At 63.7% G+C, this 14865-nt stretch carries 14 protein-coding genes; 6 read left to right on the top strand and 8 right to left on the bottom strand.

Translation table 11 applies throughout. From position 1 onward, the window contains the following. Positions 1-3: 3 nt before the first annotated feature. Positions 4-1470, bottom strand: coding sequence for a leucyl aminopeptidase (locus AC2FNZ_RS06005; RefSeq protein ID WP_093962283.1), 1467 nt, complete (start codon positions 1468-1470; stop codon positions 4-6). 228 nt (positions 1471-1698) lie between these two features. Between AC2FNZ_RS06005 and lptG the strand changes: the two genes are divergently transcribed. From lptG to rsmA, 5 genes are all read left to right on the top strand, one after another. Next, a complete protein-coding gene (gene lptG / locus AC2FNZ_RS06000; protein WP_496839849.1) occupies positions 1699-2799 on the top strand; it encodes an LPS export ABC transporter permease LptG in 1101 nt (366 codons plus the stop codon). Further along, on the top strand, positions 2799-4967 hold the full coding sequence (locus AC2FNZ_RS05995) for an LPS-assembly protein LptD (protein ID WP_170390351.1): 2169 nt from the start codon (positions 2799-2801) through the stop codon (positions 4965-4967). The genes lptG and AC2FNZ_RS05995 overlap by 1 nt, the downstream gene beginning before the upstream one ends. Then, positions 4958-6211: a peptidylprolyl isomerase gene (locus AC2FNZ_RS05990; protein WP_496839848.1), complete on the top strand. Its 1254-nt coding sequence runs from the start codon at positions 4958-4960 to the stop codon at positions 6209-6211. The genes AC2FNZ_RS05995 and AC2FNZ_RS05990 overlap by 10 nt, the downstream gene beginning before the upstream one ends. Beyond that, on the top strand, positions 6208-7173 hold the full coding sequence (gene pdxA / locus AC2FNZ_RS05985; protein ID WP_496839847.1) for a 4-hydroxythreonine-4-phosphate dehydrogenase PdxA: 966 nt from the start codon (positions 6208-6210) through the stop codon (positions 7171-7173). Before AC2FNZ_RS05990 ends, pdxA begins: the two co-directional genes overlap by 4 nt. A gap of 84 nt (positions 7174-7257) precedes the next feature. Beyond that, the gene (gene rsmA / locus AC2FNZ_RS05980; RefSeq protein ID WP_170363315.1) at positions 7258-8100 is read left to right on the top strand and encodes a 16S rRNA (adenine(1518)-N(6)/adenine(1519)-N(6))-dimethyltransferase RsmA; all 843 of its coding nucleotides are present in this window, start codon (positions 7258-7260) and stop codon (positions 8098-8100) included. A gap of 68 nt (positions 8101-8168) precedes the next feature. Here the strand turns inward: rsmA and AC2FNZ_RS05975 are convergent, their stop codons facing one another. The 3 genes from AC2FNZ_RS05975 to prfA all read right to left on the bottom strand — a co-directional run bounded on the left by AC2FNZ_RS05975 (position 8169) and on the right by prfA (position 10878). Beyond that, complete coding sequence (locus AC2FNZ_RS05975) at positions 8169-8741, bottom strand: DUF4167 domain-containing protein (RefSeq protein ID WP_170586991.1); 573 nt, start codon at positions 8739-8741, stop codon at positions 8169-8171. A gap of 239 nt (positions 8742-8980) precedes the next feature. After that, complete coding sequence (prmC, locus tag AC2FNZ_RS05970) at positions 8981-9826, bottom strand: peptide chain release factor N(5)-glutamine methyltransferase (protein ID WP_496839846.1); 846 nt, start codon at positions 9824-9826, stop codon at positions 8981-8983. Then, positions 9823-10878, bottom strand: coding sequence for a peptide chain release factor 1 (gene prfA, locus AC2FNZ_RS05965; RefSeq protein WP_093962290.1), 1056 nt, complete (start codon positions 10876-10878; stop codon positions 9823-9825). Before prfA ends, prmC begins: the two co-directional genes overlap by 4 nt. Positions 10879-10940: 62 nt before the next feature. Between prfA and AC2FNZ_RS05960 the strand changes: the two genes are divergently transcribed. Further along, positions 10941-11243, top strand: a complete 303-nt coding sequence (locus tag AC2FNZ_RS05960; RefSeq protein ID WP_170370601.1) for a hypothetical protein — start codon at positions 10941-10943, stop codon at positions 11241-11243. Here AC2FNZ_RS05960 and AC2FNZ_RS05955 read toward each other — a convergent pair. From AC2FNZ_RS05955 to AC2FNZ_RS05940, 4 genes are all read right to left on the bottom strand, one after another. After that, positions 11169-11576, bottom strand: a complete 408-nt coding sequence (locus tag AC2FNZ_RS05955; protein WP_170599596.1) for a DUF1499 domain-containing protein — start codon at positions 11574-11576, stop codon at positions 11169-11171. The genes AC2FNZ_RS05960 and AC2FNZ_RS05955 overlap by 75 nt on opposite strands. A 66-nt stretch (positions 11577-11642) precedes the next feature. Further along, positions 11643-12590, bottom strand: a complete 948-nt coding sequence (gene speB, locus AC2FNZ_RS05950) for an agmatinase (protein ID WP_093962293.1) — start codon at positions 12588-12590, stop codon at positions 11643-11645. A 69-nt stretch (positions 12591-12659) separates the two neighbouring features. After that, positions 12660-13637 (bottom strand): agmatinase, encoded by a 978-nt coding sequence (speB, locus tag AC2FNZ_RS05945; protein ID WP_496839845.1) that lies wholly within the window; start codon positions 13635-13637, stop codon positions 12660-12662. Positions 13638-13671: 34 nt separating this feature from the next. Next, the gene (locus tag AC2FNZ_RS05940; protein ID WP_496839844.1) at positions 13672-14835 is read right to left on the bottom strand and encodes a M20 aminoacylase family protein; all 1164 of its coding nucleotides are present in this window, start codon (positions 14833-14835) and stop codon (positions 13672-13674) included. Between the last annotated feature and the right edge of the window lie 30 nt (positions 14836-14865).

Raw genomic sequence — 14865 nt, 5'->3', positions numbered from 1 at the left:
GACCTACTCGAAATTGTCCTGCACGAAACGGCTGAGCGCACGGACGCCCCAACCCGTGGCGCCCTTGGGCGCATAGGACGTCTCCGCCGCAACCGAGGCCACGCCCGCGATGTCCAGATGGATCCAGGGTGTTTCTTCCTTGACGAAACGCTGCAGAAACTGCGCTGCGGTGATCGAACCGGCCGGCCGGCCGCCCACGTTCTTCATGTCCGCGATGCGCGACTTCAGCAGATCGTCATAAGCCTGCCCCAGCGGCATACGCCACGCGCCTTCATCCTCGGCCCGGGCCGCCTTCAGGAACGCGTCGCAGAAGGTGTCGTTGTTGGAAAACACGCCTGCGTTTTCATGCCCCAGCCCGATGATGATCGCGCCGGTCAAGGTGGCCAGATCGATCATGCCGACCGGATTGAACCGCTCCTGCGCGTACCACATGACGTCACACAGCACCAAACGTCCCTCGGCATCGGTGTTGATGATCTCGACCGTATCGCCCTTCATCGACTTGACGACGTCGCCCGGCCGCGTGGCACTGCCCGAGGGCATGTTCTCGACGAGCCCGACCAGGCCCACGACATTGGCCTTGGCCTTACGCTTGGCCAATGCGCGCATGGTGCCCGCAACGACGCCTGCGCCGCCCATGTCCATGGTCATCTCTTCCATGCCCGCGGCCGGTTTGATCGAGATACCGCCAGTATCAAAAACGACCCCCTTACCGACCAGAGCCAGCGGCGCGTCATCGGCATCGCCGCCATTCCACTGCATCACGACGACTTTCGAGGGGCTGTCCGAGCCTTGCCCGACGCTCAGCAGGGTCCGCATGCCCAACTCTGCCAGTTTGTCTTCGTCCAGCACCTCGACCTTCAGGCCCAACTCCTCCATCTCTTTCAAACGGTTGGCAAATTCGGTCGTCGTCAGGATGTTGGCGGGTTCGTTCGTCAGGTCGCGGGTCATGCGCACACCATCAGCCACTGCATAGAGCGGTGCGAAGGCGGCCTCGGCGTCTTCGGGCTTGGCGTGGCAGATGGTCACCGCGCCCTTTGCGTCATCGTCCTTGGTTTTGTGCGCGTCGAAATCATAGCTGCGCAGGGCAATGCCCAGGGCCAGTTCCTCGGTCCGGACCTGGTTGCCCGCCATGACCAGCAGGTCCTTGCCACCTGCCAGCTTGGCCAGCGCGGCTCCGCCCTTGCGGGCTTCGTCCGGTTCCGGGCGGCGTGGCAGGACCAGAATGTCCAATGCCTCTGCCTCCATCCCGCCGGGCCAAGCCAACGAGATCACGTCGCCTGTCTTGACCTTGGCGAAACGGTCGCTTTCCACCAGCCGGGCCACGGCACCACGGGTCAGCCGGTTTGCGCGGCGCGCGGCGGGGTTCATCTTGCCATCGGCCGGTATGAGAATGGCCACCCGGCCTTGGGCCTGTGCCATCAGGTCCAGTTCGAAGGCTTGAAAACGGATCGGTACCAGACTGCTCATTTCTTGCTCCTGAAAAACTCTGCCCACAGACCTAGCCCGCGCCGCCGCCATTGACCAGATAGCAGTTTTCCCCGCCCGCCAATTGCATTAAGGTCGCGCCAAAATGACCGGCAGGCTCGGGGGAGAAAACTTGGCATCATTCGGCAGGCATAGGCCGTCGCGCATGTTTTTGTGCCTTGGCGATTCTGGCAACAGGCCTGCTGGACGCCCCGTGCCGGGGATGCGGCCGTGATTCTGGACCGGTACTTCGCCCGCCGCTTTTTGCAGAGCTTTCTGGTGATTGGGGCCATATTCCTGACACTGATGATCCTGATCGACCTGATCGAACAGGCCCGTCGGTTCAATGACGCCGACCTGTCCTTTGGCCAGGTTCTGCAGCTGACGTTGTTGAACACGCCCGCTGCGATCAGCGAGATGCTGCCGCTATTGATGATCCTGTCGACCATTGCCCTGTTTGTCGGCCTCGCCCGAAGCTCGGAACTCGTGGTGACCCGGGCGATCGGCCGCTCGGGTATCCGCGCGCTGGTGGCACCGGTCCTTCTGGCGCTGCTAATCGGAACGCTGGCGGTGGCCCTGCTGAACCCGATTGCGGCGGCCACGTCCGAGCAGTACCGGCATTTCTCGGATCTATACAAAAACGGTGGCAGTTCCGCCCTCTCGATCAGCCGCGATGGGCTTTGGCTGCGTCAGGGCTCACCGCAGGGCCAATCGGTGATTCATGCCCGCGCATCGACCAACGACGCCGAGCTTGAATTGATCGACGTGACCATCATCACGTTTTCACCCGAAGGTCTTCCGACCCGTCAGATCATCGCCGACGGCGCTCGCCTCGACGACGGGGTCTGGATCCTGCGCAACACCAAGGAATGGCCCCTGTCCAGCGACACCAACCCCGAGACCCACGCCGTCACGCATGAGACCCTGCGGTTGCCCACTTCGCTGACCCGTCAGCGCATCTTGGAAACCTTGGGGCAACAGGACAGCGTCTCGGTCTATGACCTGCCCCAACTGATCCGCGACCTGCGCGAGGCGGGCTTTTCAACCAAGCAATACGAGGTTTGGCTGCAGGTGCAGCTGGCGCGCCCATTCTTCCTGATTTCGATGGTGTTGATCGGCGCGGCCTTCACCATGCGGCACGTGCGGTTCGGCGGCACCGGCGTCGCCGTGCTGACTGCTGTTTTGCTGGGGTTCGGCATATACTTCGTGCGCAATTTCGCTCAGATTTTGGGAGAGAACGGCCAATTGCCGATTGTGATTGCGGCCTGGGCACCACCGTTTGCGGCCATATTGCTGTCGCTCGGCCTTCTGCTGCACGCGGAGGACGGCTGATGCGGCGCCTTCTGCCCCTTCTTTTGTCCAGTGCCGTGTTCTTTTCCGGTCCGGGGCTGGCATTGGCCCAGACCTCGGAGACCAGTACGCCCGCGTCTGACACGGCACAACAACAGGATCAGCCTGCCCTGCTGGTGGCCGACAGGATCTTCATCACCCCGGATCGCAAACTGGTGGCCGAGGGCAACGTCGAAGCTTTTCAGGGCGACGTCAAACTGTCCGCACAGCGCGTGGTGTTCGACCGCGAGTCGGGCGAGCTGACGCTGGAAGGTCCGATCCGGATCGATCAGGGCGGACGCTCGACCGTCCTTGCGGACTCAGCGCAACTGGATGACGGCATCCAGAACGGGTTGCTGACCGGCGCACGGCTGGTGTTCGATCAGCAGGTACAGATCGCGTCGGTTCAGGCGACCCGTGCGGCAGGACGATACACGCAGTTCAGCAAGGTCTCGGCCACGTCCTGCCATGTCTGCGCCGACGGTCGGCCGCCCCTCTGGCAGATCCGGGCGCGCAAGGTCACGCATGATCAGCTCGAACGGCAGTTGTATTTCGAGGGCGCCCAGTTCCGCATCCTGGATGTGCCGGTTTTCTACTTTCCAACCCTGCGACTGCCGGACCCGACACTGGATCGGGCAACCGGGTTTCTGGTGCCGTCAATCCGCACGACCTCGCAGTTGGGTACCGGCGTCAAGACGCCATATTTCTTCAAACTGGGCGATCACAGGGATCTGACGCTGACCCCCTACCTGTCGTCCAAGACCACGACGCTTGGCTATCGCTACCGGCAGGCCTTCAAGAACGGCCGCATCCAGTTTGAAGGGGCCTATACCCGCGACGATGTACAGCAGGAGCAGGATCGGGGCTATTTCTTTGCAAATGGCTGGTTCAATCTGCCGAACGACTTCCGGCTGACCTTTGACGTCCAGACCGCATCGGACGACTCATACCTGGCGGACTACGGGCTGCCTGACTATGACCGTCTGCGCAGCGAGATCGCGCTCGAGCGCATCAAACGCGACACGGCGTTTCGGACCAGCTTCATTCACTACAAGACCCTGCGCGACAGCGAGGAACAGGATGAGATCCCGTCGCAGGTCTTCGATCTGTTCTACCAGAAACGCTATTTTCCCGCCTCCGCTGTCGGCGGTGAGGTGCGGTTGGGCTTCGTCACCCACACCCACACCCGGACCAGCGACGAGGATATCATCGGGCGCGATGTGGCCCGCGCCACATTCGACGCCCAGTGGCTGCGCAGCTGGACCTTTGCCTCCGGGCTGCGCGCGGATGCGGAACTGGGGGCTTCGGTCGACACGTTCGACATTCGCAACGACAGCGCCTACCCCGACCAGATCACCCGGTCGACCCCGCGTGCGGCTTTGACACTGCGCTATCCGATGACCCGGCGCGAAGCCTCTGGCGCGACCCAGTTTCTGGAGCCGATCGCGCAGTTTGGCTGGACTCATGTCTCGGACACCGATGTGCCCGATGACGAAAGCACATTCCAGGAATTTGATCAGGGCAACCTGTTGTCCCTGTCGCGCTTTCCGGCCGAGGATCGACGCGAAGACGGCACGACCGCGGTCGTGGGCGTGAACTGGGCTCGGTATGCCCCGGGCGGTTGGCGGGCATTGGCCACGGTCGGCCAGGTCTTCCGCTCGACCGCCGATCCGAACTTCACCGCTACGTCCGGCCTGCAGGGAACTTCGTCCGACCTGCTGCTGGCAGGGCAGATCAAGACGAACAATGGCCTTACACTGGCCGCACGCGGATTGATGGATGGAGATTTCAGCTTTACCAAGGCTGAATTGCGCGGAACCTGGGCCAACGAGGGGACCCAACTGGGCGGAAGCTATATCTGGCAGCAGCCGGACCCGGCCGAAAACCTTGACATGGAGACATCCGAGATACGGTTGACCGCACGTCAACGACTGGATGAAAACTGGAGAGCCAACGCCCTGGCCCGCTATGATCTGGCAGAATCCGAACCGCTGCGGCTGGGCTTGGGTGTGACGTATGAAAATGAATGTGTGCAGGTTAACATGTCCGTCAGCCGGCGATATACTTCGACATCAAGTATTGAGCCTTCGACGGAATTCGGCTTTACCGTTGCACTGACAGGATACGCCGTTGAAGGCGGGGGCAAGAAGTATAAAAGAAAATGCAGCTGATTTCAGGTTTTTCCAGGTTCTTTCGTTCCCGTTGGCTGACGGCATTTGCGCCCGGCCTCGCGGTCGCCTTGCTGACAGTTGCGCCTCAGCAAGCCCCCGCGCAGAGCTTGTTTTCACCGGCTATCCGCGTGAATCAGGATATCGTCACCTGGTACGAACTGGATCAGCGCCAGCGGTTCCTCGAAGTTCTGGGTATCCCCGGCAGCTCTGAGGCCGAAGTCCGCAAGGCGCTGATCGACGAACGCCTGCGCAAACAGGCCATGCGCGAAGCCGGCATCCAGCCCACACCCGAAGACATTCAGGTTGCGATCGACGAATTCGCCTCGCGCGGTCAGTTGTCCCCGGATCAGTTCCTGAAGGCATTGGCCGACGCGGGCATCGACCGGGAAACCGTGAGGGACTACGTATCCAGCCAGCTGGCATGGCGCGACTATGTCAGCGCCCGCTTTATCTCTCAGGCCCGTCCGACGGACGACGAGATTGACCGTGCAATGGGTCAGACCGGCGGTGGCGGTCTTCAGGTTTTGCTGTCCGAAATCATCATCCCCGTGAATGCGCAAACCTTGGCACAGGCCGAAGCCTTGGCCGACGAGATCGCCCGCGTCGAAACCATCGATGCGTTTTCGGCCGCCGCCACGCAGTACTCGGCAGCTCCGACACGCGAAAATGGCGGACGCTTGGACTGGTTGAACGTCACCAATCTGCCTCCGGCGCTGCAACCGGTTATCCTTGGCCTGAAGAATGGCGAGGTCACGGCGCCGCTGAGCCTGCCCAACGCCGTAGCCCTGTTCCAGATGCGCGGCCTGCGAGAAGTGGCCGCCAGCACGCCGCGGTTCTCCAAGATCGACTATGCGGCCTATTACCTGTCTGGCGGGCTCAGCCCCGATACGTTGCAAAGAGCCGCCGAACTGAAGGAAACGGTTGATACCTGCGACGACCTGTACGGCATAGCCAAGGGGCAACCGCCCGAGGTACTCGACCGGGTCTCGGCCAGTCCGTCCGAAATCCCGCGCGACATCGCGCTGGAACTCGCCAAGCTGGATCCCAACGAGGTGTCGACAACTCTGACCCGCAACAACGGCCAGACGCTGGTGTTCCTCATGCTGTGCAATCGGACGCGCGATCTGGGTGAGGACACGTCACGCGAGGACGTGGCCAACGCGTTGACGCAGCAACGCCTGCAGGCATTCGCCAACAGCCTCGTCGAACAGCTGCGCGCCGACGCCACCATCATCGAGCAATGACCGCGCCCATCGCGCTCAGCTGCGGCGAACCCTCGGGCATCGGTCCGGAAATCGCCGCCAAGGCCTGGGCTGCGATGCGCGACAGCTGTCCGTTTTTCTACATCGGCGATCCCGGCCACCTGCCGGACGATATCCCCACGACCGAAATCGTAGACCCCGACCAGGTGGCTGACATCTGCGCAGAGGCGCTGCCCGTGCTGCCGCTGACCTTTCCGGCCCCCAACATGCCCGGCCACCCCGATCCGGCCAATGCACCTTCGGTGATCGACGCCATCGAAACCGGCGTGTCGCTGGTGCAATCGGGCGCGGCCTCGGCCCTCTGCACGGCACCGATCCACAAGAAGGCCCTGATCGACGGCGCCGATTTTGCCTATCCGGGCCATACCGAATTTCTGGCGGCGCTGGCAGGCCGCTCCCGCGTGGTGATGATGCTGGCCAGCGAGCAACTCCGCGTGGTGCCCGCCACGATCCACATCCCGCTGTCGCAAGTGCCCTCGCGGCTCACGCCCGATCTGCTGCGCGACACGATCGCGATCACCGCCGACGGCCTGCGCCGCCAATTCGGCATCCCGAATCCTCGCATCGCGGTGGCCGGGCTCAACCCCCATGCCGGCGAAGGCGGCAAGATGGGCCGCGAGGAACTCGACTGGATCGCCCCCCTGCTGGCCGATCTCACCCCCGACGGTTACACCGTCACTGGCCCACACCCGGCCGACACGATGTTCCACGCCGCCGCACGCGCTCGCTACGATGCCGCCATCGCCATGTATCACGATCAGGCGCTGATCCCGATCAAGACGCTCGATTTCGACCATGGCGTGAACGTGACCCTGGGCCTGCCCTTCATCCGCACCTCGCCCGATCACGGCACCGCGCTCGACATCGCCGGGAAAGGCATCGCCAACCCCACCAGCCTGATCGAGGCGCTGAAACTCGCCCAACGCATGGCACAAAGCACTTGATCCTTCAACTGGCGCCAAATATCCCCGCCGAAGGCAAAAATTCTCTGGCGCGCCGCCTGCACCCTGCGCCACGGTAACCGGATCATGAGCGCAATCGACACCCTCCCCCCGCTGCGCGAGGTCATCGCCAAGCACCAGCTCTCGGCCCGCAAGTCGCTGGGCCAGAACTTCCTGCTCGATCTCAACCTGACGGCCAAGATCGCCCGGCAGGCCGGCGACCTGAGCCAATGCGACGTGCTGGAGATCGGTCCCGGCCCCGGAGGCCTGACCCGCGGTTTGCTGGCCGAAGGTGCGCGCAAGGTGGTGGCGGTGGAAAAAGACACCCGCTGCATCGCCGCACTTCAGGAAATCGCTACCGCCTATCCCGGGCGGCTCGAGGTCATCAATGGCGACGCTCTAGAAATCGATCCGCTTGAACATCTGACCCCGCCCATCCGCGTGGCGGCCAATCTGCCCTACAATGTCGGCACAGAACTGCTGGTGCGCTGGCTGACCCCGCCGGAATGGCCGCCCTTCTGGCAAAGCCTGACCCTGATGTTTCAGCGCGAGGTGGCCGAACGCATCGTGGCGCAGCCCGGCACCAAGGCTTATGGGCGGCTGGCGATCCTGGCCCAGTGGCGGGCCGAAGCGCGCATCGCCATGTCCCTGCCCCCCGGTGCATTTACGCCGCCGCCCAAGGTCAGCAGCGCCGTGGTCCACCTGACCGCCCTGCCCGAACCCCGCTTTCCGGCCGATGCCGGTATTCTGTCACGCGTCGTGGCCGCTGCGTTCAATCAGCGCCGCAAGATGCTGCGCGCCTCGCTCAAGGGGATGGCCCCCGATATCGAGGACCGCCTGACGGCCGCCGGCATCAAGCCGACCGACCGTGCCGAGCAGATATCGCTCGAAGCGTTCTGCGCGCTGGCGCGCGAGATACAAAAAACCTGATCCCGGACGAAAACGGCCCCGGACATCTCTGACCGGGGCCTTTGAACTCTGGGTGCAACCGATATGGCTTATTCGGCAGCCTCTGGTGCATCGCCGCCGCCTTGGGGGGCCTGCTCTTCTACGGCCTTGGGCTTGCGGGTGCGCGGTTTCCGGGCAGGTTTGTCCTTGCGCTCGGCCGCTTCGGCCTTGGCGCCCGTGCTTTCGGGCGTCTCGACAAGCCCCGATTCAGGAGTATCCGAATCGGCGTTCAGATCAACGATGTCCGGCTGCGGAGCCTCGGCCGGATCCGCCCGGCGTGCGGCTTCACGTTCCTGCCGTTCCGCCCGCTCTCGATCGCGCTCGGCCTGACGCTCGCGGTTCTGGCGTTCCTGCTCTTCCCGACGCGCCTCCATTTCGCGTTGCGCCTCGCTCAGCAGGCGCAGGTAATGCTCGGCATGTTGCTGAAAGTTCTCGGCAGCCACCCGGTCATTGGCCAGCTGTGCATCGCGCGCCAGCTGGTTGTACTTGTCAATGATTTGCTGCGGCGTGCCGCGCACCTTGCCCTCGGGCCCCGAGCTGTCGAAAACCCGGTTAACGACGTTGCCACCAGAGGGACGATTGCGGTTGTTCTTTGCCCGCGAGCGGGATTTGGAGGATCTCATCTTACTGTACGTCAGCCTTGTCTTGCACTGTCGATCCACCCGTATTCTGCGCTGCTCTGTGGCCTGTGCCGTCACGGGATGTCGACTTTTTTGGGCTTGGCGTCAGGGGTGCGCCGAAAGGGCGTCAACCGCGCTGACTACTCTGAGTAAGCATGTCCTGACGGCGCAGACAAGGGGTTAATACACCAAATGCCGGGTTTTTTACCCCGACCGGCGTAAATCGGCCTCAGAATCCTCGGTTAGCCCGGCAATCTGGCGCCCACCACCCGGTCCCGCCCGTCCAGATCAGGAACGACACGGATATCCGCCAGCCCCGCCGCGTCGAACAACGCGCTGACAGCCTTCGCCTGTGTCGGGCCGATTTCCACCAGAAGCCGTCCGCCGGGAACAAGGTGATCCGGGGCGCCGGCCGCAATCCGACGATAGGCGTCCAGCCCGTCCGCTTCATCCGTCAAAGCCAGACGCGGCTCGTGCTCGCGTACTTCGGGCGACAGGCCATCCATCTCATCCAGCGCGATATAGGGCGGATTGGAAACGATCAGGTCGAAATACCCGCCAATGTTCTCAAACCAGTCCGAGCGCTGGATCTCTGCCCGATCCTGCACCCCATGGGCCACCGCATTGGCGCTGGCCTGCAGACAGGCGGCCTCGCTCAGATCGACGCCCAGCCCGGTTGCGCTGGTGCGTTCCGCCAGCAAGGTGATCAGGATGCAGCCCGAGCCGACGCCCAGGTCCAGCACGCGGTCAAACGGCTGGCTCAGGGCCGCTTCGATCAGCGCCTCGGTTTCGGGGCGCGGGTCCAGCACGTCGCGGCTGACGCGGAAGCGTCGGCCGTAAAACTCGCGCTCACCCAGCAGATGGGAAACCGGAACCCGGATCGCGCGCAGCGACACCAGTTGCTCATAGCGTTCGGCGATCTCGGGCGAGAGCTCTTCGGGAGCGATCAGGGTCACGCGGCTGGCCTCGATCCGGGCGGCATGGGCCAGCAGGACCCTAGCGTCCCGCGCCGGGTCGTCCACACCTGCGGCCCGCAGGCGCGCGGTGGCGGCCACCATGGCCTGTGCCGCTGTCAGCGCCGCGATCATTGCGCCATCTCCGCCAACAGGCGGGCCTGATCATCGGCGGTCAGCGCGTCGATCACCTCGTCCAGATCGCCCTGCATGATCTGATCGAGCTTGTAGAGCGTCAGGTTGATCCGGTGATCTGTCATCCGGCCCTGCGGGAAATTATAGGTACGGATGCGCTCGGAGCGGTCGCCCGACCCCACCTGGCTGGCCCGGTCGGCCGAGCGCTCACTGTCGATCCGTTGACGTTCGAGGTCATAGAGACGCGTCTTGAGCACCTGCATCGCGATCTCGCGGTTGCGGTGCTGTGACTTCTCGGAACTGGTCACCACGATCCCTGTCGGCAGGTGCGTGATCCGCACGGCCGAGTCGGTGGTGTTCACATGCTGCCCGCCTGCGCCCGAGCTTCGCATCGTGTCGATACGCAGGTCATTGGGGTCGATCTGGATGTCCACGTCCTCGGCCTCGGGCAGAACCGCCACGGTCGCCGCCGAGGTGTGGATGCGCCCACCGCTTTCGGTTTCGGGCACGCGTTGAACGCGGTGCACGCCGGATTCGTATTTCAGCCGGGCAAAAACGTTGTCGCCCTTGATATGGGCCACCACTTCCTTGATGCCACCCAGTTCGGTCTGCTGTTCTTCGATGATCTCTAGCTGCCAGCCGCGCGCCTCGGCATAGCGTTGATACATCCGCAACAGGTCGCCCGCGAACAAAGCCGCCTCGTCGCCGCCGGTGCCGGGGCGGATCTCCAGCATCGCCGGCCGCGCATCGGCCGCGTCCTTGGGCAGTAGCGCCAGTTGCAGCGCGTGTTCGGCCTCGGGGATGCGCGCCTTGAGCTGCGGGATCTCCTCCTCGGCCAGCTCTTTCATGTCGGGGTCGCCCAGCATCGCCTCAGCCTCGGCCAAATCGGCCCGCAACTGGCGCCAGGCTGCGATCTGTTCGACCACCGGCTTGAGGTCGGAATATTCCTTGGCCAAAGCCGCGATATCCCCGCCCGAGGCGCCATCGGACATGGCCGCTTCGAGGTACTGGAATCGCTGGGTGATCTGTTCAAGACGTTCTTCGGGGATCATTGGGGCGGTGTCTATCATCCGACGGCTTTGGTCAAGGCCCCGGCTTGTGCTAAGCTATGCCCATGAAACGGATCATTGCCCTGCTGATCGTCTGCGCAACGCCCGGTCTGGCCGATGTCATCGGCCCCGGTGGCAAAGTGCAGGATTGCTATTGCACCGACACATCCGGCGCGCGGGTCGAACTGGGCGAGATGGTCTGCCTGCAGGTCGATGGCCGCATGTTCATGGCCCAGTGCCAGATGTCTCTGAACGTGCCGATGTGGCGCGAGGTGTCCGAGGGGTGCCTGTCTTCAGGACTGCAGAGCCGCCAGCCAACCGTCGACCCGGGTGCGGTTGACGTCGAAATCCCGTCGGCCAAATCGTAACCGCCCGAAGATGCGCAACTTGTCGCCGTCCTGCTGGGCGGTGGTGTAATCGGGAAAGCCAAACACCCGACTGCGGGTGACATAGGTGATCAGGCCCTCATCCACCGATCCGGCCAGCGCCGTCGTGCGCGGCGTCGCCCGCGCCACCTTGTCCAGACGCGCAAGGCCGTCCGGTCCGGTCTGAATCACGCGGATCACACCTCCGGGCAGGTCACGGTCGGCCTCGGCCACGACCGGCACATGCCAGCGCGCGGGATCGGACGGTGCCAGCCGCACATAGAGGCCAAGCCCGACAACCGCGGCGACAACCAACCAAAGAACCATGCGTTTCATTCCATTCAGACCTTCCGGCAGAACCCTAGCCGCCCGCCGGTACGGGGCAAGACCTGCCGGCCCTGCCTACCGTGACGTCACGCCGGGCAGGATGCACAGCAGCTCGAACAGCAGGTTTGCCGCCGTCAGCGCGGTATTGCCCGACGGGTCATAGGGCGGAGAGACCTCGACCAGGTCGCAGCCCACCACGTTCATGCCCCCCAGCGCGTGGATCAGCTGCAGCGCCTGCGGCGTGGTCAGCCCGCCGATCTCGGGCGTGCCGGTGCCGGGGGCATAGGCCGGGTCCAGGCTGTCGATATCGTAGGTGACATAGACCGGATGTTCGCCGATTTCCTTGCGGATCAACGCCCCGATCTGGGTCAAGTTCTGTTGCCACAACTCCCACGCAGGAAACTGCCGGAACCCCCAACCCTTGGCCTCGGTGAAATCGCTGGCCGCATAGCCCGAGCCGCGGATACCGACCTGAAAGGTCTTGGCGGGCACGATCAGCCCCTCTTCATACGCGCGGCGAAAGACGGTGCCGTGGGTTTCGCGCTCGCCGAACATTTCGTCATTCACGTCGGCATGGGCGTCCACATGCACCAGAGCAACGGGCCCGTGTTTCGCGGCAACGGCCCGCAGAATCGGCAGTGTGATCGAATGATCGCCCCCCATCGCCACCGGGATCACGCCCTGCGCAAGGATCGCGTCATAGCTTTCCTTGATGATCCGAAGGCTGTCGGCCAGCGAGAAGGTGTTGATCGCCAGATCTCCGATATCGGCGATCTGGAGGCTGTCGAAAGGCGCAGCGAAGGTGGCCATGTTGTAGGGCCGGATCATCGCGCTTTCGGCGCGGATCTGCTTGGGGCCGAACCGGGTGCCCGACCGCCACGAGGTTCCGATATCCATCGGCACGCCCAGCACCGCCACGTCCAGCCCCGCCAGCGTATCGGCCGCGGGCAACCGCATGAAGGTGTTCGGCCCCGAAAACCGCGCCAGATCATTGCCGCTGATGGGTTGGTTGAATTGGCTCATGGCGTGCGCGCCCCCTGTCCCGTTGGTTCACCTGATACCGGCCATAGCAAAACCATGGCTAACCAATGGTTAAAGCCGCCCGTCTTTCGCCAGTTTGGTCCATCCCAGCAGGCAGATGATCTGGGTCGCCACATGCGCCCCCGCGATCGCCGTGGCGCCGGATGTATCGAACGGCGGAGACACCTCGACCACGTCGCCGCCCTTGATGTTGATCCCGGCAATGTCGCGCAGGATGATCTGCGCCTGGATCGAGCTGAGCCCGCCCCAGACTGGCGTGCCGGTGCCAGGGGCAAAGGCCGGGTCCAGCCCGTCGATGTCAAAGCTCAGATAGACCGGGCTGTCGCCCAAAATGCCCTTGATCTTCTGCGCCGCGGCGGCGGGGCCGGATTCATAGACCTCTCGCGCGTCGATGATGTTGACGCCCAGCGTGTCCTCGTTGGTGGTGCGGATCCCGACCTGGACCGAGCGTTTCGGGTCCACGATCCCCGACTTCACCGCCTTGTAGAACATGGTGCCGTGGTCCACCCGGCTCATGTCGTCATCGGCCCAGGTGTCGGTATGGGCGTCGAACTGCAACAGCGACATCGGCCCGTGTTTCTCGGCATAGGCCTTGAGGATCGGAAAGCTGATATAGTGGTCGCCCCCCAGCGTGACCGAGGCCACATCCGCCGCCAGAATGGTGCGGATATGGTCGGTCAGCGTGTCGGGAAAGGCCGGGATGTTGGCATAGTCATAGGCCATGTCGCCATAGTCGATGATCGCCAGCTCGCTGAGCGCATCGAAGGGCCAGCCATAGGGCGCATCGGGCGATTGCAGGGCGCTGGCCTCGCGGATCGCGCGCGGGCCCAGACGGGTGCCGGGGCGATTGGTTACCGCCTGATCAAACGGCACGCCGGTCACGGCGATATCCACGCCTTTCAGGTTCTTGGTGTAGAGCCGCCGTAGAAAGGATGTGGCCCCGCCAAAGGTGTTTTCATAACTCAACCCCTTCAGGTCGGGGTTGGTAAAGGCCTCATCGACCTGATTTTTTGCGTCTTCCAATGCCATTGTGGCCCGTTTCCTCCCTGTATTGCCCGGACCGTCAGGTCAACGGCTGCGCCTTTTCGACGATGCGCGCAAAGAACGAGGCACCCACCGGTGCGACCTCGTCGTTGAAATTGTATTTCGGGTGATGCAGCCCCGGACCGTCGCCCTGCCCAAGGAACAGATAGGCGCCCGGGCGTTCCTGCAGTATGTACGAGAAGTCCTCGGCCCCCATCTCGCGGCCCGAATTGGCGATCACCCGATCGGCGCCTGCCACTTCGCGCGCCACCTCGGCGGCGAAACCGGTCTTGTCTGAATCGTTGACCGTGGCCGGATAGCCCACGACATAATCTAGCGTCGCCGTAACGCCGTAGGACGCCGCCTGCCCCTGCACGATTTCCTCAAGGCGGGTCATCACCATCTGCTGCACCGCCGGGTCGAAGGTGCGGACGGTGCCGTTCAGATAGGCGGTGTCGGGGATCACGTTGTTCACGGTCCCGGTGTGGATCTGGGTGACCGAGATCACCAGGTCGTCCAGCGCATAGTGGTTGCGGCTGACGATGGTCTGGATCGCCTGTGCGATTCCGCAGGCGGCCATGACCGGGTCGCGCGTCTCGTGCGGCATGGCGCCGTGACCACCCACGCCCTGAATGTGGATGTCGAACGTGTCGACCGCCGCCATGATCGGCCCGGGCGTAGTATAGAAAGCACCCTCGGCAAAGCCCGGCGCATTGTGCAGCGCATAGACCTCGGCGATGTCGAACCGGTCCATCACACCCTCTTTGACCATGATATCGGCGCCGCCGCCCTCTTCCTCGGCGGGTTGGAACAGCAACGCCACGCGGCCCCGGAAATTCCGCGTCTCGGCCAGGTACCGCGCCGCGCCCAGCAGCATGGTGGTGTGCCCGTCATGCCCGCAGGCATGCATCTTGCCGGGATTCTTCGAGGCATAGTCCACACCCGTTTCTTCAGCGATCGGCAGCGCATCCATGTCGGCGCGCAGCCCGATCGTGGGGCCGTCGCCCTGCCCGTTGATGATCGCCACGATCCCTGTCTGCGCGATCCCTTCGTGCAGCTCGTCCACGCCGAATTCGCGCAGCCGTTCGGCTACGAAGGCGGCGGTCTGATGGCAGTCGAACTCCAGTTCCGGGATCGTGTGCAGGTGCTGGCGCCATTCGGCCATGTCGGCGGCGTAATCGGCAATTCGGTTGACGACGGGCATCGGGGGTGGACTCCTGATCCAAGCTGCGGG

This window comes from Ruegeria sp. SAZA006, assembly GCF_059613465.1.
This window is presented reverse-complemented; position numbering and strand designations above follow the sequence as displayed.

What these genes read in the sequence shown, in the direction of transcription:
- AC2FNZ_RS06005 (WP_093962283.1), bottom strand. Translation starts at nt 1,470, where the DNA reads ATGAGCAGTCTGGTACCGATCCGTTTTCAAGCCTTCGAACTGGACCTG.
- AC2FNZ_RS05995 (WP_170390351.1), top strand. Translation starts at nt 2,799, where the DNA reads ATGCGGCGCCTTCTGCCCCTTCTTTTGTCCAGTGCCGTGTTCTTTTCC.
- AC2FNZ_RS05990 (WP_496839848.1), top strand. Translation starts at nt 4,958, where the DNA reads ATGCAGCTGATTTCAGGTTTTTCCAGGTTCTTTCGTTCCCGTTGGCTG.
- pdxA (WP_496839847.1), top strand. Translation starts at nt 6,208, where the DNA reads ATGACCGCGCCCATCGCGCTCAGCTGCGGCGAACCCTCGGGCATCGGT.
- rsmA (WP_170363315.1), top strand. Translation starts at nt 7,258, where the DNA reads ATGAGCGCAATCGACACCCTCCCCCCGCTGCGCGAGGTCATCGCCAAG.
- AC2FNZ_RS05975 (WP_170586991.1), bottom strand. Translation starts at nt 8,741, where the DNA reads ATGAGATCCTCCAAATCCCGCTCGCGGGCAAAGAACAACCGCAATCGT.
- prmC (WP_496839846.1), bottom strand. Translation starts at nt 9,826, where the DNA reads ATGATCGCGGCGCTGACAGCGGCACAGGCCATGGTGGCCGCCACCGCG.
- prfA (WP_093962290.1), bottom strand. Translation starts at nt 10,878, where the DNA reads ATGATCCCCGAAGAACGTCTTGAACAGATCACCCAGCGATTCCAGTAC.
- AC2FNZ_RS05960 (WP_170370601.1), top strand. Translation starts at nt 10,941, where the DNA reads ATGAAACGGATCATTGCCCTGCTGATCGTCTGCGCAACGCCCGGTCTG.
- AC2FNZ_RS05955 (WP_170599596.1), bottom strand. Translation starts at nt 11,576, where the DNA reads ATGAAACGCATGGTTCTTTGGTTGGTTGTCGCCGCGGTTGTCGGGCTT.
- speB (WP_093962293.1), bottom strand. Translation starts at nt 12,590, where the DNA reads ATGAGCCAATTCAACCAACCCATCAGCGGCAATGATCTGGCGCGGTTT.
- speB (WP_496839845.1), bottom strand. Translation starts at nt 13,637, where the DNA reads ATGGCATTGGAAGACGCAAAAAATCAGGTCGATGAGGCCTTTACCAAC.
- AC2FNZ_RS05940 (WP_496839844.1), bottom strand. Translation starts at nt 14,835, where the DNA reads ATGCCCGTCGTCAACCGAATTGCCGATTACGCCGCCGACATGGCCGAA.